The sequence below is a fragment of the Agromyces solani genome (assembly GCF_058349925.1).
This window is the reverse complement of sequence record NZ_JBYRER010000001.1, coordinates 367,218-388,474: the sequence shown is the minus strand read 5'-3', so window position 1 is coordinate 388,474 and position 21,257 is coordinate 367,218. Positions and strand designations below refer to the sequence as shown.

The following is a 21,257-nucleotide window of genomic DNA, read 5'->3' as shown; positions in this document are numbered from 1 at the left end:
GTTAGATGGAAGGGTCGCACGATCGGCCGGCCGGCCGTGCGGCGCACGGCTCATCGACGGGGACGAGGTTTGCGGATGACGACACGGCGCCCCCACAGCGCTCGCACGGCCCTGCTGGCGGCATCCCCGCTCCTACTCGCCGTCTCGCTCACCGCGTGCACGCCGTCGCCGCCCGACTCCCCCGAACCGACGAGCCCCGTCGTGCAGCTCGGCGCCCCGGGCGAGCCGAATCGCACGCTCTCGCCCGAGGAGGCCGCCGGGCTCGCGGCCCCCGAATCGACCGAGGTCGACGAGGCGTTCATGCTCGCGATGATCCGCCACCACGACCAGGCGATCGAGATGACGGCGCTCGTCGACGACCGCACCGACGACCGCGACATCCGGCTGCTCGCCGAACGCATGTCGGTGAGCCAGCAGGACGAGAAGGCGCTCATCGTCACCTGGCTGCAGGAACGAGCGATCCCGGTGAACGACGACGGCGGCCACGGCGCGCACGACGCCGAGGCGATGCCCGGCATGCTCAGCGACGACGAGATGGACGACCTCGCGGCGGCCGAGGGCGCCGAGTTCGACCGCCTCTTCCTCGCGTACATGATCCGGCACCACGAGGGCGCCGTGCAGATGGTCGACGACCTCTACGCCGACGGCGGCGGGCACGAGTCGGCGACCGACCAGTTCGCCCGCCACGTCGAGTCCGACCAGGGCATCGAGATCGCTCGCATGCAGGAGATGCTCGCCGAACGCGACGGCTGACGGCACGCGACGGGGCCCGGCGATCCGCGATCGCCGGGCCCCACCGTGTGCGGGGAGGCCGCAGCCGGCCTCCCCGCGGATCTCACCTGAACGTGGCCGCCAGCGCCTCGAGGCTCTGCACGACATCCGAGTCGGCCGGCAGGCCCGACTTGCGCACCGCGTTGGTGAGCTGGGCGACCACCGCACGGTCGGCGGCGGACTCGTCGGCCAGCTCCTCGGCCTCGGCGAGGTGCTCGCGCACCTCCACCAGTGCCTCACCGCTCAGGCTGCCGTCGCGCTCGGCCTGGTCGACGTAGGCACCCGCGACCGCGAAGCTCGGCGCGTGCACGTACGCGCCCTGCAGCTGGGCGTTGAACTCGTCGAACCGCACCTCGGCGGCCGCTTCGATCTCGTTCGCCGACATCCGGTCGCTCGGGGTGAGCGCCAGCGTGTCGAAGCCGCGAGCGATCTCGCTGCCGAGCACGTTGCCGTTGTACCAGTACGTCGACCAGTAGCCGCCGAGGTTGATGCGGTCGGTGAACGGCGTGTTGATCGGACCGCGGTCGAGGTAGGCGATCTCGGTCGGGTTCGCCGTGTCGGTGAAGTCGATGATCGACAACCCGCCCTGGTACCAGGCCTGCACCATGATGTCGCGGCCCGGCACGGGGATCAGCGAACCGTTGTGCGCAACGCAGTTCTCCTGCGCCTTCTGGGGCACGGGCAGCTTGTAGTAGCTCGCGAACTCGAGCTTGCCGTCGACGATGTCGAACAGCGCGTTCGCGCCCCACTCGGGCTGGTCGGTGACCCGGCATCGGGCCGCGGTGCCGCCGCCCCACTCATCGGTGAAGATGACCTTGGTGCCGTCGTTGTTGAACGTCGCCGAGTGCCAGTACGAGAAGTTCGGGTCGGAGACCGCGTCGATGCGTTCGGGGTGCACCGGATCGGAGATGTCGAGCAGGATGCCGTTGCCCTGGCACGCGCCCGCCGCGAGCCCGATCTCGGGATACACGGTGATGTCGTGGCACGTGTTCGTATTCGGCGTCGGGCTGTAGAAGGTCGGCCCGTACACGGAGGAGCTCGGGTGCAGCGCCGTCCCGGGCAGCGTGTTCTGCAGCCCGTTGTAGGCGCCCGTCTCGGCATCGGCGAAGATGCGCGGCTGGCTGACGACCGCCGCCGTGTCGGGCGCCGCGAGCGGCACCTTGATGACGTCGATGCGCCACTGCGTCGGGTTGCCGCTGGTCACGGGGTCGGTCGTGAGCGGGGCGTTCTCGCACCCCTCGAGCTCGAGCGGCGACCGCACGCCCGACGTGCCCGAGTTGTAGATGTACAGGTTGTCGGGGTCGTCGGGGTCGGTGACGAGCGTGTGCGTGTGCGAGCCGCGGCACGTCTGCACGCCCGGCAGCTGCACCGGGTCGTCGATGTCGCTGATGTCGAAGATGCGCACGCCGCGGAACCGCTCGGCGTTGACCGTGCCGGGCGCGCCCTGGGTGCCGCAGTCGATGCGGCCGCGGGTCTCCTCGACCGACATGAACAGCAGGTCGCCGTAGACCGAGACGTCGCCCTGCCCGCCCGGGCAGACGAACGACGAGCGCAGCTCGGGCTCACCGGGGTCGGAGACGTCGTAGACCTGGAAGCCGTTGAAGTTGCCGACGATCGCGTTGTCGCCCGAGAACGCGAGGTCGGAGTTGACGAACCCGAAGTTGCCGGGGGCCGCGTCGAACGGCGCCTGGCGTGGGGAGCTCGACAGCAGTTCGATGTTGCTCGCCGCGACCTCGGCGTCGAGGTAGCCCGGCGGCAGGTCGACGCGCGGGTCGTCCTCGGCGGCCGCCGCGGTGGCGGTCATCAGGGACGCGCCGAGGAGCAGTGCTCCGGCGGCGGCGAGTGCGCGCCGTCGCGCGCCCGGTGATCGGTGGTCGAATCTCATCGGCAGGTCCTCATCTCTCGTTTCGACAGCACGTCGCGTTTCGACAGGACGATCGAGCCCCCCGATGGGCGCACGGCCACCACCTCGTGACCGCACGCGGCCCCGGAAGGCCGACCAATGCCCCAAACGTACCCACAACGGGGGTGGCTTCGCAGCGGGCATTTCGGAGGACATGAGGGTTTCGACAAAGCATTCGCCGGAGGCATCCGCACGGCGCACAATCGGAGGCATGCGCATGACTCCCCGACGCCTGGCCACCGGCATGAGCCTGTGGGCCCCGAACCTGTTCAGCGGCATCCGCGTGAAGCGCATCGCCGACGACTGGACGAGCGCGACCGTCGAGCTGCACGTCAACCTGTTCACCCGCAACTACGTGAAGACCGCGTTCGGCGGCTCGATGTCGGCCATGACCGACCCGTACTACTTCATGCTCGTGATGCACCAGCTCGGCCGCGACTACGTCGTGTGGGACACCCGCGGCGAGATCGAGTTCGTGAAGCCGGGCCGAGGCACCCTCACCGCGCACTTCGAGGTGCCGCGCGCGAAGGCCGACGAGCTGCGCGAGCGCGCCCGCGGCGGAGCGAAGGTGCTCGAGTGGTTCGAGACCGACATCACCGACTGCTCGGGCGAGGTCGTCGCGCGCGTGCGGCGCGAGGTCTACGTGCGCGAGAAGCGGCGGGTCACCGAGGCGCGCTGACCGACGCCGCCGTCCGGGGCGCGCGGATCGACGGGCGGCGCCCCGCGGCCGCAACACGGCGTCACCCGGTCGCGACCCGCGGCGTCACCCGCCGTCATGTGCCGGCACGCGGAGGGCGCGACGCACCCCCGCTCCGGTGACGCACGGCGACACACGAGGGCGCGCGGCGTCACGGCCATTCACACGGCGACACGACGCCATCGGGCGCCGCGGCCCGGCCATAGCCTCCGGGACATGCACCGATCCACCCTTTCGTCCATCACCCCGGGCGGCCGCCATGGCTGACGTCGACTGGCTCGCGCTCGCCGCGACCGGCGCCACGGCCCTGCTGTTCGTCGGCCTCTTCCTGCTGCGCCGTCGAGGCGCGAAGTTCACGCTGCTCACGGTCGTCGCGCTCGTCGCGGGCATCGGCCTCGGCCTCGCCTTCCAGGGCCACCTCGCCTACGTCGACGTCATCGGCACCGTCTACGTCAACGTCATCACGGCGTTCGTCGCGCCGCTCATCGTCGTCTCGGTGCTCGCGAGCGTCACCTCGCTCGGCAGCATCGAACGGCTGCGCACGATCGGCGTGAGCTCGGTGTTCTGGCTGCTGCTCACCAACCTCATCGCGATCCTGCTGACGCTCGGGCTGGCGCTCGCGACCGGCGTCGGGAAGGGCGCCGAACTCGAGCTCGAGGGGGTCGACGGCTCGGCGCTCACGGGGCTGCTGCGCCCCCTCGACGAGGTGATCGTCGGCCTCTTCCCGTCGAACCTGGCCGGCGACCTCGGCTCGAACAACATCATCGGCATCATCCTGTTCACCCTGCTGATCGCGGTGTCGTACCTGCTCGTCGCCGACCGGAAGCCCGAGAAGGTGCGGGCGTTCAAGGAGTTCGTCGACGCCACCCGGCGCGTGTTCTTCAAGGCGGTCGGCTTCATCATCGCCCTGACCCCGTACGCCGTGCTCGCACTCGTGGCCTCGACGACCTCGACCGCGGTCGCGCGCCTCGAGACGGCGGCAGCCCTCGCCGGGGTGCTCGTCATCGCGCTCGTCGCGTGCTTCATCGACGCCTACCTCGTCAACGGCGTGCTCGTGAAGCTCTTCGCGGGTCTCAACCCGTTCCGCTACTTCCGCCTGATCACCCCGCCGCAGTACACGGCGTTCACGACGCAGTCGAGCATCGGCACCCTGCCGCTCACCATCTCGACGCTCACCCGCAAGCTCGGCGTCTCGCCCGAGGTCGCCGGGTTCACCGCCCCGATCGGCACCACGATCGGCATGCCCGGCTGCGCCGGCATCTGGCCGACCCTCGTCGCCGTCTTCAGTGTCAACGCGCTCGGCATCGACTACACGGCGCTCGACTACGTCGTGCTCGTCGTGCTCGGCCTGCTCGTCTCGCTCGGCACGGCGGGGGTGCCGGGCACCGCCATCATCACCGCGACCGCCGTTCTGACCGCCGTGGGACTGCCCGTCGAGGTGCTCGTGCTGCTCATCCCGATCAGCGCGGTCGCCGGCACCGCCAGCACGATGGCGAACGTCACCGCCGCCACGACCGCCTCCGTCATCGTCGCGCGCCGCGCCGGCGCCCTCGACGACGACGTCTTCTCCGGGCGGGTCACGGTCGCCGACGACGGCGATCACGACGTGGATGCCGCTGCCGACGCCGACGCCGACCACGACGTGGATGCGCCTGCCGCCTCCACCACCACGACCGCCCTGCCGGAACTCGTCGGCCGCGGCTGACGACCAGAACGAAGGACACCGCCATGCCACTGGCAATCCGCACCCGCCGCACCCGAGCCCGCGCCGCGCGCCGCCGCCCACTCGCCGCCGCCCTCGCGCTCGCCGTCGCCGTGCCGACCTTCCTCCTCGTCTGGGCGACTCCGGCGAGCGCCGCCGGCGACGTCTGCGACCTGTGCTCGATCAACTTCGACCTGACGGCCTGCCAGGACATCGGCGGCTATCCGTACGACAGCACGCAGGAGGACCCGCCGCCCGCGATCTCGGGAGGCGGCAGCGAGCCCGCGCCCGCGCCGTCACCCGCGCCCGCCCAGACGCCGAAGCCGGCGCCGGCACCCGCCCCCGCCCCAGCGCCCGCGGCTCCCTCGAGCGGATCGAGCAGCACGTCGACCGGCGGCGGCTCCGCATCCAGCTCGTCGACCTCCGCCGGCACCACGGCCGGCACGGCCGAGGCGGGCACGACCTCGACGAGCGCCGGCCGGCCGGCCGGCGTCGCCGCCAAGGCCCCGCTCGCCCCCGCCGCACCGAAGCTCAGTGCGACGGGAACGTCGCTCACGGTGCGCTGGGTCGCGCCGGCCGACGGCGGCTCGGCGGTCACGGGCTACAAGATCTCGCTGAACGAGGGGACCGCGATCCCGATCGCCGGCACCGCGACGAGCTACACCTTCTCGAAGCTCGCGCCCGGCACGTACAGCGCCACGGTCGTCGCGGTGAACAAGGTCGGCGACGGGGCCGCTTCGCCCGCTTCGGCCCCGGTCACGCTGTCGGGCTCGACCCCGACGACGAAGCCCGCCGCCGAGAACGTCGAGACCACGGCGAGCGCCGCGAACGGTGCACCCGAATGGCTCGCGGGCGCCGGCATCCTCGTCGCGCTCGTCGCGGTCGGCGGGCTGGCGCTCCTCGGTCAGCGCCTCGTCCGCAACCGGAAAGCCGCCGCGGCCGCTGCGGCCGCCGACTCCGGCTCCCCCGCCGACGTCGACGGCGCGCCGACCACCGAAGCCTGAGACATCCCACCCCGATGAAAGGAACCCACGTGAACACGCCCACCCGTCGACGAGCGCGCCCAGCCGCGATCGCCGCGACCCTCGCGCTGACCGGCGCGAGCCTCATCGGCGCCGACACGCTGCTCGCCGCGCCCGCCGCAGCCGCACCGCCCGGCGCCTCGATCGACACCGTCGACTACCTCGCCGACACCTACGGCCTGACCGACGGCGTCATCGAGACCGTGACCTTCGAGCGGTTCGAGTGGCTCCTGAACCAGGAGGGGCGGTTCGCCTTCCTGATCGGCGGCCCCGACGACGCGCGCACCGTCGAGACGGTGGGCGCGATCGACGCCGCGGCACAGGCCGCCGGGGTCGAGACGGTGTACACCTTCAACCCCGACCTCACGGGCGGCGGCGTCGACATCCGCACCTCGGCCGACGCCGACGTGGCCGCGCTGTGGACGCGACTGGTCACCTCGTACCTCGGCAAGGACGTGCAGACGCCGTTCGACGGCAGCGACGACCCGTACTTCTTCGTCTACGACAAGTCGCACACCGAGGGCGACGCCGAGGACCGCATCGTGAGCGCGCTCACCGCCCCGGTCGCGGCGGGCTCGCTCGCCGATGCCGGTGCCCGCGCCGCCTACCAGGCCGAGGTCGCGGCCGTGATCGGCGACGGCGCGCAGCTCGACGCGCTCAGCCAGTTCGCCTTCTACGACGAGGTCGTCGACGCGAAGCACGTCGCGCAGGTGCCGGCAGGCGACGCCTACGGCCCCGGCACGATCATCGACGAGTCCGACGCCGACTGGCGCGTGCGGAACGTGACCTACCCCGAGCTCGTGAACCTCCTCGACAGCGACGGCGACGTCGTGCTGTTCTTCGGCGGAACGTGGTGCCACAACACCCGCGCCGTGCTGAAGGAGGTCAACCGGCAGGCCGTCGCGAACGACGTCGAGCAGGTGTACTTCTTCGACCTGCGCCTCGACGGCGCCTCGGGCAACCACCTGCACATCCGCGACACGAAGTCGCCGTTCGCGAACTTCTACGGCGATCTCGTGAACGAGTACCTGCCCGGCCTGAAGACGCAGTACCAGCCGAGCTCCGACCCGAAGCTCGCCTACCAGCAGGTGGACTACCACCCCGGCGGCGACACCGCGCAGCCGCTCGCCACCGCGAAGAAGCTGCAGGTGCCGTTCCTGCTCGAGTACGACCGCGCCAACACGGTCGACGGCCGGGCCGCACCGGTCGCACGCCAGTGGATCCACGACAACGGCGACGGCACCTACAAGGAGTACATGACCGAGTGGTGGTACGTGAACGACCGCCCCGGCAGCTACGCGACGAACCCGAACCCCGAGAAGCAGGCTGCGGCGTACGCCTTCGCCGACGAGGCGATCGCCGAGCTCGCCGTGTTCTTCGAGGGCCTCGGCGACGACACGACCGGCCCCTCGAACCCGCCCGTCGACCCCGAGCCCACCGACCCGACCACCGTCGAGGGCACGGTCGAGGTGAGCGGTGACCTGCGCCCGGGCGGCCGCATCACGGTCTCGGCGAGCGACCTCGCCGGCGGCACGGAGGGCTTCTCGGTCGAGCTGCACTCCGACCCGGTGGTGCTCGGCACGGTCGACACGGATGCCTCGGGCGCCTTCACCCTCGACGCGACGATCCCGTCCGCGACGCCGCCCGGCGCGCACGAGGTCGTCGTGCTCATCGACGGCGTGACGGTCGCCTCGACGCCGGTGACGGTGGCGGCCCCGGGCGGAGACTCGGGCGGCTCGGACTCGGGCTCGGGCTCCGGCTCCGGCGACGCGGGGTCGGACGCCTCCGGGTCGAGCGGAGCCGACGGCTCGCAGGCGGCCGGCCTCGCCTCGACCGGTGCCGGCTTCGTCGACGTGCTCGGGTGGACGGCATTCGCCCTGCTCGCCGCGGGTGCCGCGGTGTTCGTCGCGACCCGGGTGCGCGCCCACCAGGCGAAGTAGCCCGACTCCCCACGAGGGGCGGGGCCGGATCGGCCCCGCCCCTCGTGTGCGCCCACGGCACCGCGCGGGCACCGCACCGCTGCGCGCCGCCGCACCGTGTCCGGCGCCGGCGCTCATGCACGGCCGCGCGGCCCGTAGATGAACTCCTCGGCGTGTTCGACCGCCTTCCTGAAGGAGTCGTTGCGCAGAGCGACGGCGCGATCGTCGGGTGGTGGGCCCGACGGCAGCGCCTCCATGTACCCGGCGAGGCCCTGCGGCCGGAGCACCCAGATGCCGCCGTGCGGTGGGAGGTAGAACACGGCGAACGAACGCGCCGATGGATCTTCCTCCCAGACGGGCACCACCGCGACAGCGGCTCCGGTGTCCACGTTGACCCACTGGGCGCGAGGGCGCGGCTGATTCTCGTCGTACACGCTGGGATCGAGGAAGGGAGCGGTGCCCTCGCCCCAGCGTTCTTCGAATCGCTCGTGGAATATCGGAAAGACGGCGTAGTCGTAGCGGCGCCACGCCGTGTCTGTCTGTGCCATGGCCTTCCTCTCGCCGACAGCACTCGGCTCGACGACTGATCGAAGAGCGCGGCGGCGGCGAGGGACGAGCCCTCGCCGCCGCTGCCGCTACTTCGCCGTGACCTGCTTCTCGGCGCTGCCGGCCGAGGTGATCGCGATCTTGCGGGGCTTCGCCTGTTCGCTGACCGGGATGATCACGCTCAGCACGCCGTTGTCGTAGTGCGCGCTGATGCCGGCCGTGTCGAGGCCGTCACCGAGCGTGATCCGGCGCAGGAACGACCCGCTCGGTCGCTCGCGGACGAGCCATTTCGCCGCTTCGTCCGAACGCAGGGTTCGTTCGGCGCGGAGCGTCAGCAGCTGCCCGTCGACATCGACGTCCACCGAGCCGGGGTCGATCCCGGGCAGATCCGCCGCGAGGACGTAGTGGTCGCCATCGCGGTACAGATCGATCGGCATGACCCGCGGTCCCTGGCTCGCGTCGAGCATGGACTCCGCGAGTCGGTCGATCTCGCGGAACGGATCCCAGAACATGGCCATGGTCTCGTCTCCTTCCGGTTCACCATTGACCGATGAAGATGAGCGATGCTCGCTCATCGCGAGATCTAGATTAGCACTCTGCATGGGCGAGTGCTAAGTGTGATTCGCGCTGAGCGAACCAACTCGCCCCGCAGCATCCCGACGCCTCACGGCCCCCGACGTCACCCCGCGGCGGGCACCCCGACGATGCCGTTCGCCTCGCGGGCGACCCACTCGACGAGCGGCAGCATGCGCTCCATCAGTTCGGAGCCGAGCGGCGTCAGCGAGTACTCGACGCGCGGCGGCACCTCGGGATAGGAGGTGCGCGCCACGAGTCCGTCGGATTCGAGCGTGCGCAGCGTGGAGGCGAGCATCTTCTCGCTGATGCCCTCGACCTCACGGCGCAGTTCGCCCCAGCGATGGGTGCCATCGGTGAGGGCGAGCAGCACGAGCACGCCCCACTTGCTCATGATGTGGTCGAGCACGACGCGCGTCGGGCAGCCCTCGGTGAAAACTTCTCCTGAGCTCTCCCGGATTTCAGCAAGACTTACCGCCATGTGGGTACCTTACTGAAAAGTGGGTACCGATTCGAGGGAAGGCAGGCGCGAGGCATCCGGTTGCAGTTCGATGACGCCTCACCGGAAGGAACCGAATCCCATGACCATCCTCGTCACCGCCGCCTCGGGCCAGCTCGGCCGCCTCGTCGTCGACGCGCTGCTCGCGCGCGGCGTCGCCCCCGCCGACATCGTCGCGACCGCTCGCGACACCGCGAAGCTCGCCGGCCTCGCCGACCGCGGCGTGCGCACCGCGCGCCTCGACTACGCCGAGCCCGCCTCGATCGCCGCGGCGCTCGACGGCGTCGACACCGTCCTGCTCGTCTCGGGCACGGAGTTCGGCGAGCGCGCCGCGCAGCACCAGAACGTCATCGACGCCGCGAAGGCCGCCGGCGTCGCGAAGCTCGTCTACACGAGCGCCCCGCAGGCCGCGACCGCCGACTTCGTGCTCGCGCCCGAGCACCGCGCCACCGAGGCGGCGATCGCCGCATCGGGCATTCCCGCGGTCATCGCCCGCGACAACTGGTACACCGAGAACTACGCAGCGGATGTCTCGCGCGCGGCCGACTCGGGCGTCATCGCCGCGTCCGTCGCGGACGGACGCGTCGCGAGCGCGACCCGGGCCGACCTCGCCGAGGGCCTCGCCGTGCTGCTCATCGACGACGACCACGTCGGCCGGGTGCTCGAACTCGCCGGGTCCACGTCGTGGAGCTACGACGAGCTCGCCGCCGCGGCGTCCGAGGTGCTCGGCCGCGAGGTGCGGTACGAATCGCTCACGACCGAGCAGCACGTCGCCGCGCTCGAGTCGGCCGGACTCGACGCCGGCACCGCCGGGTTCGTCGCCGGCATCGACGACGGAATCCGCCGCGGCGTGCTCGACGTGCCGAACGACACGCTCGCGGGCCTCATCGGCCGCCCGACGACCTCGCTCGCCGACGGGCTGCGCGCGGCACTGGCCGCCTGACGCCCCGAGGAGCGCCCGACCGGGTCGGGCGCTCCTCGACCGGCAGAGGTCAGCGCACCACGTCGTAGACGACCTTGACGATGCCGTTCGAGTAGGCCTCGTGCTCGGTGAGCTCGAGCTTCGCGAACGCGTCCTCGTCGTCGGCGAACAGGCGCTTGCCGCTGCCGAGCAGCAGCGGGAACACGAGGAGGTGGTACCGGTCGACGAGCCCGGCGGCGGCGAGCCCCTGCGCGAGCCTCGCGCTGCCGTGCACGATGATCGGACCGCCCTCGCCCTCCTTGAGCCGGGCGACGTCGTCGATCGAACGCAGCAGGTTGGTGTCGTGCCACTCGGGCACGAGGTCGGACTCGTCGAGCGTCGTCGACACGACGTACTTCGGCATCGCGTTGTACTCGGCGAACTCCTCCTCCATCGAGGGCCACACGGGTGCGAACTCCTGGTAGCTCACGCGGCCGAGCAGCAGCGCCCGGGCCTCGAGCTGCTCACGGCCCTTGATCTCGTAGGCCTCCTCGACGAACGGCACGTCCTTGAACGTCCAGCCCGCCCGCGGGTGGCTGCCGCCGCCGGGCGAGTCGACGACGCCGTCGAGGCTGATGAACGCGGTCACGATGATGGGGCGCATGGGCTTGTCCTTCCGATTGCGGTGGCGGCGGAGCATCCGCCTTCATTCTGGACGTCGAACGGGCCGCACCGATATCGACAGTGCGGCCGGATTTCCTCGCCGGCCGCGCGTCGCCGCGTGAACGAGACGGATGGCTCGGGTCATGCGGCGTCACAGCGGGTGCGCGCGGCCTACGCTCGAAGGATGACTCGACTTCGGCCCGTGCTCGCGGCCCTGCCCCTGCTCGTGCTCGCCCTCGCCGCCTGCTCGGCCACGCCGTCGGGCTCCGACGGCCGGACCGCCGAGCCCACCGCGGCCGCGACGGCCGAAGCCACCGCCGACGCCGCGACCGTGCTCGAGGAGTGCACCGGCGTCGCCGTCATCGTCGACTCGGGCGACCTCGAGGTGAGCGAGCCGATCGATGCGGCGGCGTGCGTCGACACCGACGGGCCGATCCTCGCGGCCGACGCGCTCGACGAGGCCGGCGTCACGACCGAGGGGACGGTCGAGTGGGGCGACCAGGTCGTCTGCCGCGTCAACGGCGAGCCCGCCGAGGACACGCTCATCACGGCCGCCGACGGCACCGAGTACCACGAGACCTGCGAGTCGATGCCGGCCGCGTTCGCGTACTGGTCGCTCTGGCAGCGCACCGCGGGCGGCGAGTGGGCGTACGCGCAGGAGGGCCTGCCGACCCTCGAGCTGCAGCCGGGCGACGCGGTCGAACTGCTCTTCACGCTCAACGACGCCCCGGCTTCGCCCGAGTCGGTCGAGTAGCGAAGCGTATCGAGACCACTGGTTCCGCGTCACGGTGGTCTCGATACGCTCCTTCGTCGCTACTCGACCGAGCACGGCGATCGCCTCTTGACCGCACGCCCCCGACCTGATGTCCTGACCCCGATGTTCCGGTTCCGACCCGCTCCGCTCCGCCTCGCGATCGTGCTCGCGGCGGTGTTCGTCGCGACCCGGGTCGTCTACCGGGCGTTGTTCGCGGGTGCGGGCGGCCCCGGCGTCGTGCTCGTCGACCTGCCCGTCGTGCGGCTCGCTCCGCCGTTCGAGCACGTCGCGATGTTCGGGCCGATCACGACGGGCGGGCTGCGGGCCGCGGTCGTGAGCGCCTTGCCCATCGCGCTCGTGATCCTCGCGTTCGGCGTGGTCAACGCGTGCATCGACGTCTCACGGGTGTTCGCCCGCGCCGCCCGCGGCGGACCCCTCGCCGGCTCGGCCCGTGCGCTCGTGATCGCGTGGTCGACGTTCCCCGCCCTCGCCGACGCCGTGCGCCGGGTGCGGCTCGCCCGACGGCTGCGCGGCGAGCGCGGGGCGGGTGCGCTCATCGTGCCGATCCTCGAGCACACGATCGAACGCTCGATCGCGATCGCCGCCGCGATGGAGGTGCGCGGCTTCGCCGCGACCCACCGCGTCGAGGGCGACTGCGCGAAGCCCGTCGAGGTGCGCGACGCGGTGATCGCCCACCGCGGCGGCGCGGGGCGGGATGCCACGGCCGGAGCGATCCCGGGCGCCTGGTCGCTCACCGTTCCCGAACTGCGGCTCGAGCCCGGCACGCTCACCGTGCTCGCGGGCCCGACCGGGTCGGGCAAGTCGACGCTGCTCGGCACGCTGAGCGGCGTGCACACGCACGTCGACGGCGGACTCGCGACGGGCTCGATCCTCGTCGGCGGCGTCGACCGTCTCACCGTGCCCGCCCGCGACACCGCCGGGTTCGTGGGGGTCGTCGCGCAGGACCCGAGGCTCGGGTTCACCAGCGAGACCGTCGACGACGAGATCGGGTTCGCCCTGACCGTTCGCGGCGTCGCGTCGGTCATCGTCGCGGCCCGGGTCGCCGAGGTGCTGACGCGCATCGGCGCCGAGCACCTCGCCGGACGCGAACTGCGCACCCTCTCGGCGGGTGAGGCCGCACTCGTCGCGATCGGGGCCGCGCTCGTCGAGCAGCCCGTGCTGCTGCTCGTCGACGAGCCGCTCGCCGACCTCGACCCCGACGCCCGGGCGCGCATCACGGCGCTCCTCGGGCGCATCGCCCACGAGGCGGGAGTCTGCGTGCTCGTCGCCGAGCACCGCGCCGAGGCGTTCACGACGGTGGCCGACGGGTGGCTCGAGATCTCGGACGGGGTGCTGGTCGAGGGTTCCGTCGGTCGAGGAGGCGCGCCGGCGCCGTATCGAGACCACGAGGATCGAGCGCAGCTCACGGGGTCTCGCGAGGCGTCGACTGCGACGGGGCTCCTCGACCGGCGGGTGGGCGGCGGACTGCGCGTGGAGGGCGTCACCGTGCGACACGACGAACGGGTCGCCGTCGACGACGTCTCGTTCGCCGCGGCGCCCGGCGAGATCGTCGCCCTCGGCGGACCGAACGGCGCCGGCAAGTCGAGCCTGCTCACCGCGATCGCGCTCGGCTCCCGGCCGGGCACGGTGCGCACGGGCGACGTGGATGCCTCGGCCCGGCGCCGACGCCGGTCGACACCGCCCGGGGTCGTGCTCGTGCCCGATCGATCCGACGACCTGCTCTTCGCCGACACGGTCGCAGCAGAGTGCCGGCGCGCCGACCGCACCGGGCACCGCCAGCGCGGCACGACCTGGGCTCTCTTCGCCGAACTGCTCGGGAGGACTTCGGCCGATCGGGAGGACGGAATCCGCGAAAGCCTCCTCCCGATCGACCGAACTCCTCCCGTGGCCGAGCGTGACGCGGCCGCGAGTCCCGATGCGCGTGCGCTTCGGTCGCGCGCCCGACCAGCCGGTGGTCTCGATTCGCGCGGCGGCGCGCACTACTCGACCGACCGACTCGAGCTCGCTGGGCGGCATCCGCGCGACCTCTCGGCCGGCCAACGGCGGCTGCTCGTGATCGCCGTGCAGGCGGCGGGCGAGGCATCCGTGCTGCTCGTCGACGAACCGACCCGGGGACTCGACCCGAACGCCCAGACCGCGCTTGCGCGGGCGCTGCGACTCATCGCCGACCGGGGTCGCACCGTCGTGGTCGCGACCCACGATCGCGGCTTCGCCGCCCGCATCGCCGACCGCGAGCTCACGATGGTCGACGGGCGGCTCGCACGCGCGGCGCCCGCCCCGACGCCAGCCCCGACGCCGGCGGGAGGTGCGGCATGAGCACGCTCGCCGGTTTCCCGGCCCCGGTCGCCATGCGGCGCCGGCGACGCCTGCCGTCGTGGTCGACGGTGTTGCTCGTCGGCGGCAGCATCGCCGCGGCGGCGGCGTTCGCGTGGCCGCTCATCGCGCCCGCGCTGCCGAGCGACGCGCAGGCCGCGGCCCCCTGGGCCGCGCTCGCGCTCGCGCCGCTCGTCGCGATCGTCGCCGTGCTCGCGGTCGACGGCGGGTTCCGGTCGGCGAAGACGCTCGCGCTGCTCGGCACCCTCACCGCGGTCGCCGCGGCGGTGCGCGTCGTGGGCACCGGCGTCGGCGGCGTCGAGGCGGTGTTCGTGCTGCTGATCCTCGCGGGGCGCGTGTTCGGCGCACGGTTCGGATTCCTGCTCGGGGTGCTCGCGATCGCGCTGTCGTCGACCATGACCGGCGGATTCGGGCCGTGGACGCCCTTCCAGATGTTCGCCTGCGCCTGGGTCGGGGCGGGCGCCGGGCTGCTGCCGCGCGGCCGGGCACTGGGGCGGATCGGCGAGATCGTGCTGCTCGCCGCCTACGGCGTGCTCGCGTCGTACGCGTTCGGGCTCGTCATGAACCTGTGGTTCTGGCCGTTCGCCATCGGCAGCGGCACGGGCATCTCGTACGAGGCGGGGGCGCCGCTCGCGCAGAACCTCGCATCGTTCTGGCTGTACTCGTTGACCACGTCGACCCTCACCTGGGACACACTGCGTGCGATCACGACCGTCGTGGGTCTCGCGGTGTTCGGGACCGCGGCCCTCGCGGCGCTGCGGCGGGTGCGCCTGAACGGCGGTTGATCTCCGCTGGTCTGGTCGCGCGCGACGCAGTCGGCCCCCTTCCGCTGGGTCGACTGCGCGACGCAGGCGCACGCGTATCGAAGGCACCCGTGCGGTCGGGCTCGGTTCGGAGGTGCTGCAGGCACCCGCGGTTCACATACTCGGGTGGAAGTCGCGTTCGTGGAGGGTGTGGCCGAGTGGTCATGTGGTCGCCCGGGGTGTGGTCATGTGGTCATGTGGTCGCCCGGGGTGTGGTCATGTGGAATTGTGGCCGACCTCGCAGGAGTGATGCTCCCCGCGGGTCGCTGCGTCGGTTCTGATACGGGGGCGCCGCCGCCCGTCGGCGCCACTCGACCGGCGGGTGGGGTTTCGACAAGCGGCGGCGCTACTCGACCAGCGGGTGGGCTCAGACCGAGAAGTACTTCGCCTCGGGGTGGTGGAAGACGAACGCGTCGGTCGACTGCTCGGGGTGCAGCTGCAGCTCCTCGCTGAGCACGACGCCCATGCGCTCGGGGCGCAGCAGCTCCACGACCTTGCGGCGGTCCTCCATGTCGGGGCACGCCGGGTAGCCGAGCGAGAACCGTGCGCCGCGGTACTCGAGCTTGAAGAGGCCCGCCGTGTCGGTCGGGTCCTCGCCCGCGAAGCCGAGCTCGGAGCGGATGCGCGCGTGCCAGAACTCGGCGAGCGCCTCGGTGAGCTGCATGACGAGGCCGTTGACCTCGTAGTAGTCGCGGTACTTGTTCTCGGCGAAGAGTTTCGCGGTGAAGTCGTCGATCTTCGCACCCGCGGTGACGAGCTGCACGGGCAGCACGTCGACCTGTCCCGACTCGCGCGAGCGCACGAAGTCGGCGAGGCACAGGTGCCGGTCGCGGCGCTGGCGCGGGAAGTGGAAGCGCAGGCGATCGGTGCCGAGCGCCGGAGCCTCGGTGGTCTCGATACGCTCGCTGGCGCTCGCTACTCGACCGACCGAGTCCGCGACGAGCGACAGCGAACCGCCGTCGGGCGCGAGCAGCCCGGGCGCACCGAGCACGCCCGTCGGGTCGTCGCCGTGGTGCAGCACGACGACGTCGTCGCCCTCCGACACCACCGGGAAGAAGCCGTACGCCACCGAGGCATCCAAGAGCCCCTCGGAGAGGATGCGGTCGAGCCAGTACCGCAGGCGCGGGCGGCCCTCGCGCTCGACGAGCTCTTCGTAGGTCGCGCCGTCCTCGCCGCGACCGGGCTTGAGGCCCCACTGGCCCATGAACGTCGCCCGCTCGTCGAGGAACGCGGCGTAGTCGGCGAGCGCGATGCCGCGCACGATGCGGGTGCCCCAGAACGGCGGAGCCGGAACCGGGTTGTCGGTCGCGACATCCGACCGTGCCGGCATCTGGTCGGGCTCGGTGAGCGTGAGCTTCGAACCCGAGGCGTGGATGCGCTTCTTGAGCGGGGGCAGCCCGACCGAATCGGGGTCGGCGCCGCGAGCGATCTTCACGAGCGGCTCCATGAGTGCGAGCCCCTCGAACGCGTCGCGGGCGTACCGCACCTGGCCGTCGAACAGGCCCGCGAGGTCGTCCTCGACGTACGTCCTGGTGAGCGCCGCCCCACCGAGGATGACCGGCCACCGCTTCGCGAGGCCTCGCGAGTTCAGCTCGAGCAGGTTCTCCTTCATCACGACGGTCGACTTCACGAGCAGGCCGCTCATGCCGATGACGTCGGCGTCGTGCTCCTCGGCCGCCTTGATGATGTCGACGATCGGCTGCTTGATGCCCAGGTTGATGACGTCGTAGCCGTTGTTCGTGAGGATGATGTCGACGAGGTTCTTGCCGATGTCGTGCACGTCGCCGCGCACCGTCGCGAGCACGATGCGGCCCTTGCCCGAGGCGTCCGACTTCTCCATGTGCGGCTCGAGCAGCGCGACCGCGTTCTTCATGACCTCGGCCGACTGCAGCACGAACGGCAGCTGCATCTCACCCGCGCCGAACCGCTCGCCGACGATCTTCATGCCCTCGAGCAGGTGGTCGTTGATGATGCCGAGCGCGGTCATGCCGCTCTCGAGCGCGAGATCGAGGTCGGCGTCGAGCCCCTTGCCCTCGCCGTCGATGATGCGGCGCTCGAGCCGCTCGCCGACGGGCAGCGCCGCGAGCTCGGCCGCGCGCTGGTCGCGCAGCGCCGACGTGTCGACGCCCGCGAACAGGTCGAGCATGCGGGCGAGCGGGTCGTACGTCACGTTGCCGTCGGCGTCGAACTCGCGGCGGTCCCACACGAGGTCGAGCGCGACCTCGCGCTGCTCGTCGGAGAGCGACGCGAGCGGCACGATCTTCGCGGCGTCGATGATGCCCGAACTGAGCCCCGCCTCGACGGCCTCGTGCAGGAACACCGAGTTGAGCACGCTGCGCGCGGCCGGGTTGAGCCCGAAGGAGACGTTCGAGACGCCGAGCGTGGTGTTGATGCCCGGGTACTTCTCGTTGATGCGGCGGATCGCCTCGATCGTCTCGATCGCGTCGCGGCGGGTCTCCTCCTGGCCGGTCGCGATCGGGAACGTGAGGGCGTCGACGATGATGTCCTCGACCCGCATGCCCCACGTGCCCGTGAGCTCGTCGACGAGGCGCGACGCGATCGCGACCTTGCCGTCGGCCGTGCGGGCCTGACCCTCCTCGTCGATCGTGAGGGCGACCACGGCCGTGCCGTGCTCCTTCACGAGCGGCATGATGCGACCGAAGCGGCTGGTCGAGGCATCCCCGTCTTCGTAGTTGACCGAGTTGACGACCGGGCGCCCGCCGATGAGCTCGAGCCCCGCGCGGATCACCTCGGGCTCGGTCGAGTCGACCACGAGCGGCAGCGTCGACGCGCTCGCGAACCGCGACACGACCTCGCGGATGTCGGCGACGCCGTCGCGGCCCACGTAGTCGACGCACACGTCGAGCAGGTGCGCACCGACGCGGGTCTGCGACTTCGCGATCTCGACGCAGTCGTCCCAGCGGCCCTCGAGCATCGCCTCGCGGAAGGCCTTCGACCCGTTCGCGTTCGTGCGCTCGCCGATCGCGAGGTACGACGCATCCTGCTGGAACGGCACGTGCTGGTAGAGCGAGGCGACGCCCGCCTCGGGCTGAGCGGCCGGTCGAGTAGGCGCGCCGGCGCCGTATCGAGGCCCTCCCGCCCGGTCGTGGTCTCGATACGCTCCTTCGTCGCTACTCGACCGACGAACGCCGAGCTTCTCGACGACCGCCGCGAGGTGGTCGGGCGTCGTGCCGCAGCAACCGCCGACGAGCGCGAGCCCGAACTCGTCGACGAACTGCGCGTGCGCAGTCGCGAGCTCGGCGGGCGTGAGCGGGTAGTGCGCACCGTTCGCGCCCAGCACGGGCAGGCCGGCGTTCGGCATGCACGCGATCGGCACCCGCGACTGCTTCGACAGGTGCCGCAGGTGCTCGCTCATCTCGTCGGGGCCGGTGGCGCAGTTGAGGCCGATCGCGTCGACGCCGAGCGGCTCGAGCGCGGTGAGCGCCGCCCCGATCTCGGAGCCCATGAGCATGGTGCCGGTGGTCTCGACGGTCACCTCGACGAAGATCGGCAGCCGCACGCCGCGCCGCACGATCGCGAGCTTGCAGGCGTTGACCGCCGCCTTCGTCTGCAGCAGGTCCTGGCTCGTCTCGATGAGGAAGGCGTCGGCGCCGCCCTCGATGAGGCCCTCGGCCTGCAGCGCGAACGTCTGCTTCAGGTGGTCGTAGGTCGTGTGGCCGAGGCTCGGCAGCTTCGTGCCCGGCCCCATCGAGCCCAGCACCCAGCGCATGCGGCCGTCTTCGCGTTCGGATGCCTCGACTCGCGCCCGCGCGATCCGCGCGCCCGCCTCGGCGAGCTCGAAGATGCGCTCGTCGATGCCGTAGTCCGACAGGTTCGACCAGTTCGCGCCGAACGTGTTCGTCTCGACGGCGTCGATGCCGACCGCGAGGTACGCGTCGTGGATGCCGCCGATGACGTCGGGCCGGGTGACGTTGAGCACTTCGTTGCAGCCCTCGTGCCCCTCGAAGTCGACCTCGAGCGAGAGGTCGTGCTGCTGCAGCATCGTGCCCATCGCGCCGTCGGCGATGACGACGCGGGTCGCGAGCGCCTCGAGCAGCGCCTCGGCACGGGCCGTCCGCGGCACCGGGTCGATGTCGAGGTCGAATCTGGGCGCGCCCGTGGCGGGACTTGCGGTGGGGCTCACATCGCGAGTGTAGTCACGCGGCCCGCGCGCCGCGCGGCGCGTTACGCGCGGGGTCAGGGGCGCTCACCTCACGCTCCGGGAGTCCGTCGACGGGCCTTCGACAGGAGAATCCGACATGCACCCCCGTATTCGGGCGTGCATGTCGGATTCTCCTGTTCAAGGGCCTGGCGGCGGGCCGCGTCGCCGTGGCCGTGGCCGACGCCGTGGCCGTGGCCTACGCCGTGGCCGTGGCCGACGCCGTGGCCGGGGCCGTGATCGCGGCCGGCGCCGTCAACCGTCGGCCGAGGTCGCCTCCCCGGCGTCAGCGCGACAGCGTCAGTTCGACGGTCGAGCCGGGCTTCGCCGTGATGCGCAGCGTCTGCTTCTTCGCGTCGTAATGCGCCTTGCCGCCGCTGATCTCGATGCCGGGCGCCTGTGCGTAGGCCGCGCGCGGCACCCAGACCTCGGTCGCACCCGCGCCGGCGGTGAAGCTCAGCGCGTAGACACCGGTCTCGGCGTCGAAGTGCTCGGTACCCGGCACGCCCGCGATCGCCCGGGCGTAGGGCCCGAAGGCGGGCTCGTTGCCGGGGGCCGCCCCGCCCGCGGCATCCATCGCGCAGTACCCGCCGTGGTCGCTGCGGCAGAAGTACCACATCGACCATCCGGTCGCGAAGCGCTCCATCGACTCGACCTGCGCCGCCACGAGGGCTGCGTTGCCGGGCGTGCGCGAGTTCGGCACGCCCCATTCGCCGACGATCAGCGGCATGTCGTTCGCGGCCGGGTAGGCCGAGATCGCGGCCTCGTAGTTCACCACGAAGTCGTCGCCGACCCAGTCGCCGCCCTCTTCGACGCCCGTGTTGTAGAAGTGCGGGGCGTACCCGATGCGAGACCCGCCGTCGCGGGGATCGTCGAACGAGCGCAGCTGGGTCGGCACGCCGTAGCCGACGAGCACGGTCGGCTCGACGAAGATCCACGACTCGTCGTCGACCGAGCGGATCGCGGGGATCAACCGGTCGTACATGTCGCTGATCATCGTCGACTCGATGCGGGCCGAGGCGGTGACCCAGTCGCCGCCGTCCTCGGGGAGGAACTCGCCGAACGGCTCGTTGAAGAGGTCGTAGCCGAGCAGGCTCTCGTGCCCGGCGAAGCGGCTCGCCACCTCGACCCAGAGCTGCTGCTGGGCCGCACGCAGGTCGGCGTCCTCGTAGAGGTGCGTGAACGCGCGCATGACGGCGGGCTGGAAGTAGTTGTTGAACCAGTTGGCCGGATCGGCCTCGAAGGGCAGACCGTCGGTGCGGGTCGTCCACTCGGGCGCGCCCGACGAGCCGAACGCCGGGCCGTAGACGTCCTGGTGCATGTCGATCATGACGTGCACGCCCTCGCGGTCGGCGGCGTCGAGCACCGAGTCGACGTAGTCGAAGTACGACTCGTCGTACTCGCCCTGCTCGGGTTCGAAGTACTGCCACTGCACGACGAGCCGCAGGAAGTCGAAGCCCTGGTCGGCCATCGCCGCGACATCCTCGGCGCTCACCCGGTCGCTCGGGTACTTGCCGGCGTTGTAGCCGCGCAGCTGCAGGGCGCGGCCCTGCTCGTCGGTGATGTAGGTGCGACCGTCGGGCGTCGTGATCGTGCCGCGTTCACGATCGGATGCCGCGGGGGCGACCGCCGACCGTGAGGTCGCGGTCGACGTCGTGGCGCCGGCAGGGGCGGTGGTCGCGGCCGAAGCGGCCGTCGGAACGGCGAGGCAGGCGGTGAGGGCCAGCGCGATTGCGGCGCCGGCGCGATGCAGGGTCGAGGGCACGTTCGAGTTCTCCTTGCGCGTCGTTGCGGGTCGAGATGCGAGGAGCCTACGACCAAGTGGGTCAAATGTCCAAGTACCGTTCGGCGCCCGCTCCCCCGACCCCGCCGAGTCGCCGGAAAATGTCGTTCATCGCGCCCGGAAGCGCAGTTCTCGGCGACTCGGAGCGCGGCAAGCGACCGGAACGGCGTACGGGGTACGAAGAGGCGGACGTTCGGCGTCATCGGG

The 21,257-nt window shown here is 71.7% G+C and carries 16 protein-coding genes; 9 read left to right on the top strand and 7 right to left on the bottom strand.

From position 1 onward, the window contains the following. Positions 1 to 75 precede the first annotated feature (75 nt). On the top strand, positions 76 to 753 hold the full coding sequence (locus tag AC3RJ7_RS01835; protein WP_491454154.1) for a DUF305 domain-containing protein: 678 nt from the start codon (positions 76 to 78) through the stop codon (positions 751 to 753). Positions 754 to 835: 82 nt separating this feature from the next. Here the strand turns inward: AC3RJ7_RS01835 and AC3RJ7_RS01830 are convergent, their stop codons facing one another. Further along, a complete protein-coding gene (locus AC3RJ7_RS01830; protein ID WP_491454153.1) occupies positions 836 to 2,575 on the bottom strand; it encodes a hypothetical protein in 1,740 nt (579 codons plus the stop codon). Positions 2,576 to 2,891: 316 nt separating this feature from the next. On the opposite strand from AC3RJ7_RS01830, the gene AC3RJ7_RS01825 reads away from it, so the two are divergent. The 4 genes from AC3RJ7_RS01825 to AC3RJ7_RS01810 all read left to right on the top strand — a co-directional run bounded on the left by AC3RJ7_RS01825 (position 2,892) and on the right by AC3RJ7_RS01810 (position 8,035). Next, positions 2,892 to 3,353 carry a PaaI family thioesterase gene (locus tag AC3RJ7_RS01825; protein ID WP_491454152.1) on the top strand — a complete coding sequence of 154 codons (462 nt, stop codon included), beginning with the start codon at positions 2,892 to 2,894 and terminating at the stop codon, positions 3,351 to 3,353. Positions 3,354 to 3,630: 277 nt separating this feature from the next. After that, positions 3,631 to 5,076: a dicarboxylate/amino acid:cation symporter gene (locus tag AC3RJ7_RS01820; protein WP_491454151.1), complete on the top strand. Its 1,446-nt coding sequence runs from the start codon at positions 3,631 to 3,633 to the stop codon at positions 5,074 to 5,076. A gap of 23 nt (positions 5,077 to 5,099) precedes the next feature. Then, positions 5,100 to 6,077 carry a fibronectin type III domain-containing protein gene (locus AC3RJ7_RS01815; RefSeq protein WP_491454150.1) on the top strand — a complete coding sequence of 326 codons (978 nt, stop codon included), beginning with the start codon at positions 5,100 to 5,102 and terminating at the stop codon, positions 6,075 to 6,077. Between the two features lie 29 nt (positions 6,078 to 6,106). After that, entirely contained in the window at positions 6,107 to 8,035 is a 1,929-nt protein-coding gene (locus AC3RJ7_RS01810; protein WP_491454149.1) for a hypothetical protein, read from the top strand. Between the two features lie 113 nt (positions 8,036 to 8,148). On the opposite strand, the gene AC3RJ7_RS01805 is transcribed toward AC3RJ7_RS01810, so the two are convergent. The 3 genes from AC3RJ7_RS01805 to AC3RJ7_RS01795 all read right to left on the bottom strand — a co-directional run bounded on the left by AC3RJ7_RS01805 (position 8,149) and on the right by AC3RJ7_RS01795 (position 9,614). Next, on the bottom strand, positions 8,149 to 8,562 hold the full coding sequence (locus tag AC3RJ7_RS01805) for a hypothetical protein (RefSeq protein ID WP_491454148.1): 414 nt from the start codon (positions 8,560 to 8,562) through the stop codon (positions 8,149 to 8,151). A gap of 87 nt (positions 8,563 to 8,649) precedes the next feature. Beyond that, entirely contained in the window at positions 8,650 to 9,078 is a 429-nt protein-coding gene (locus AC3RJ7_RS01800) for an Hsp20/alpha crystallin family protein (protein WP_491454147.1), read from the bottom strand. Between the two features lie 161 nt (positions 9,079 to 9,239). Continuing rightward, complete coding sequence (locus tag AC3RJ7_RS01795) at positions 9,240 to 9,614, bottom strand: winged helix-turn-helix transcriptional regulator (protein WP_491454146.1); 375 nt, start codon at positions 9,612 to 9,614, stop codon at positions 9,240 to 9,242. A 100-nt stretch (positions 9,615 to 9,714) separates the two neighbouring features. Here AC3RJ7_RS01795 and AC3RJ7_RS01790 point away from each other — a divergent pair, with 100 nt between their 5' ends. Beyond that, positions 9,715 to 10,575: an SDR family oxidoreductase gene (locus AC3RJ7_RS01790; RefSeq protein ID WP_491454145.1), complete on the top strand. Its 861-nt coding sequence runs from the start codon at positions 9,715 to 9,717 to the stop codon at positions 10,573 to 10,575. Positions 10,576 to 10,624: 49 nt separating this feature from the next. Here the strand turns inward: AC3RJ7_RS01790 and AC3RJ7_RS01785 are convergent, their stop codons facing one another. Next, on the bottom strand, positions 10,625 to 11,197 hold the full coding sequence (locus tag AC3RJ7_RS01785; protein ID WP_491454144.1) for a dihydrofolate reductase family protein: 573 nt from the start codon (positions 11,195 to 11,197) through the stop codon (positions 10,625 to 10,627). Positions 11,198 to 11,380: 183 nt separating this feature from the next. Here AC3RJ7_RS01785 and AC3RJ7_RS01780 point away from each other — a divergent pair, with 183 nt between their 5' ends. From AC3RJ7_RS01780 to AC3RJ7_RS01770, 3 genes are all read left to right on the top strand, one after another. Beyond that, positions 11,381 to 11,950 carry a hypothetical protein gene (locus AC3RJ7_RS01780; protein WP_491454143.1) on the top strand — a complete coding sequence of 190 codons (570 nt, stop codon included), beginning with the start codon at positions 11,381 to 11,383 and terminating at the stop codon, positions 11,948 to 11,950. Between the two features lie 123 nt (positions 11,951 to 12,073). After that, complete coding sequence (locus tag AC3RJ7_RS01775) at positions 12,074 to 14,287, top strand: ATP-binding cassette domain-containing protein (RefSeq protein ID WP_491454142.1); 2,214 nt, start codon at positions 12,074 to 12,076, stop codon at positions 14,285 to 14,287. Next, the gene (locus AC3RJ7_RS01770) at positions 14,284 to 15,090 is read left to right on the top strand and encodes an ECF transporter S component (RefSeq protein ID WP_491454141.1); all 807 of its coding nucleotides are present in this window, start codon (positions 14,284 to 14,286) and stop codon (positions 15,088 to 15,090) included. Before AC3RJ7_RS01775 ends, AC3RJ7_RS01770 begins: the two co-directional genes overlap by 4 nt. A 385-nt stretch (positions 15,091 to 15,475) precedes the next feature. Here AC3RJ7_RS01770 and metH read toward each other — a convergent pair whose 3' ends face one another. Next, entirely contained in the window at positions 15,476 to 19,120 is a 3,645-nt protein-coding gene (gene metH, locus AC3RJ7_RS01765; RefSeq protein ID WP_491455209.1) for a methionine synthase, read from the bottom strand. Positions 19,121 to 19,553: 433 nt separating this feature from the next. Further along, complete coding sequence (locus AC3RJ7_RS01760) at positions 19,554 to 21,032, bottom strand: cellulase family glycosylhydrolase (protein WP_491454140.1); 1,479 nt, start codon at positions 21,030 to 21,032, stop codon at positions 19,554 to 19,556. Positions 21,033 to 21,257 lie beyond the last annotated feature (225 nt).

What these genes read in the sequence shown, in the direction of transcription:
- AC3RJ7_RS01835 (WP_491454154.1), top strand. Translation starts at nt 76, where the DNA reads ATGACGACACGGCGCCCCCACAGCGCTCGCACGGCCCTGCTGGCGGCA.
- AC3RJ7_RS01830 (WP_491454153.1), bottom strand. Translation starts at nt 2,575, where the DNA reads ATGACCGCCACCGCGGCGGCCGCCGAGGACGACCCGCGCGTCGACCTG.
- AC3RJ7_RS01825 (WP_491454152.1), top strand. Translation starts at nt 2,892, where the DNA reads ATGACTCCCCGACGCCTGGCCACCGGCATGAGCCTGTGGGCCCCGAAC.
- AC3RJ7_RS01820 (WP_491454151.1), top strand. Translation starts at nt 3,631, where the DNA reads ATGGCTGACGTCGACTGGCTCGCGCTCGCCGCGACCGGCGCCACGGCC.
- AC3RJ7_RS01815 (WP_491454150.1), top strand. Translation starts at nt 5,100, where the DNA reads ATGCCACTGGCAATCCGCACCCGCCGCACCCGAGCCCGCGCCGCGCGC.
- AC3RJ7_RS01805 (WP_491454148.1), bottom strand. Translation starts at nt 8,562, where the DNA reads ATGGCACAGACAGACACGGCGTGGCGCCGCTACGACTACGCCGTCTTT.
- AC3RJ7_RS01800 (WP_491454147.1), bottom strand. Translation starts at nt 9,078, where the DNA reads ATGGCCATGTTCTGGGATCCGTTCCGCGAGATCGACCGACTCGCGGAG.
- AC3RJ7_RS01795 (WP_491454146.1), bottom strand. Translation starts at nt 9,614, where the DNA reads ATGGCGGTAAGTCTTGCTGAAATCCGGGAGAGCTCAGGAGAAGTTTTC.
- AC3RJ7_RS01790 (WP_491454145.1), top strand. Translation starts at nt 9,715, where the DNA reads ATGACCATCCTCGTCACCGCCGCCTCGGGCCAGCTCGGCCGCCTCGTC.
- AC3RJ7_RS01785 (WP_491454144.1), bottom strand. Translation starts at nt 11,197, where the DNA reads ATGCGCCCCATCATCGTGACCGCGTTCATCAGCCTCGACGGCGTCGTC.
- AC3RJ7_RS01780 (WP_491454143.1), top strand. Translation starts at nt 11,381, where the DNA reads ATGACTCGACTTCGGCCCGTGCTCGCGGCCCTGCCCCTGCTCGTGCTC.
- AC3RJ7_RS01775 (WP_491454142.1), top strand. Translation starts at nt 12,074, where the DNA reads ATGTTCCGGTTCCGACCCGCTCCGCTCCGCCTCGCGATCGTGCTCGCG.
- AC3RJ7_RS01770 (WP_491454141.1), top strand. Translation starts at nt 14,284, where the DNA reads ATGAGCACGCTCGCCGGTTTCCCGGCCCCGGTCGCCATGCGGCGCCGG.
- metH (WP_491455209.1), bottom strand. Translation starts at nt 19,120, where the DNA reads ATGGGCACGATGCTGCAGCAGCACGACCTCTCGCTCGAGGTCGACTTC.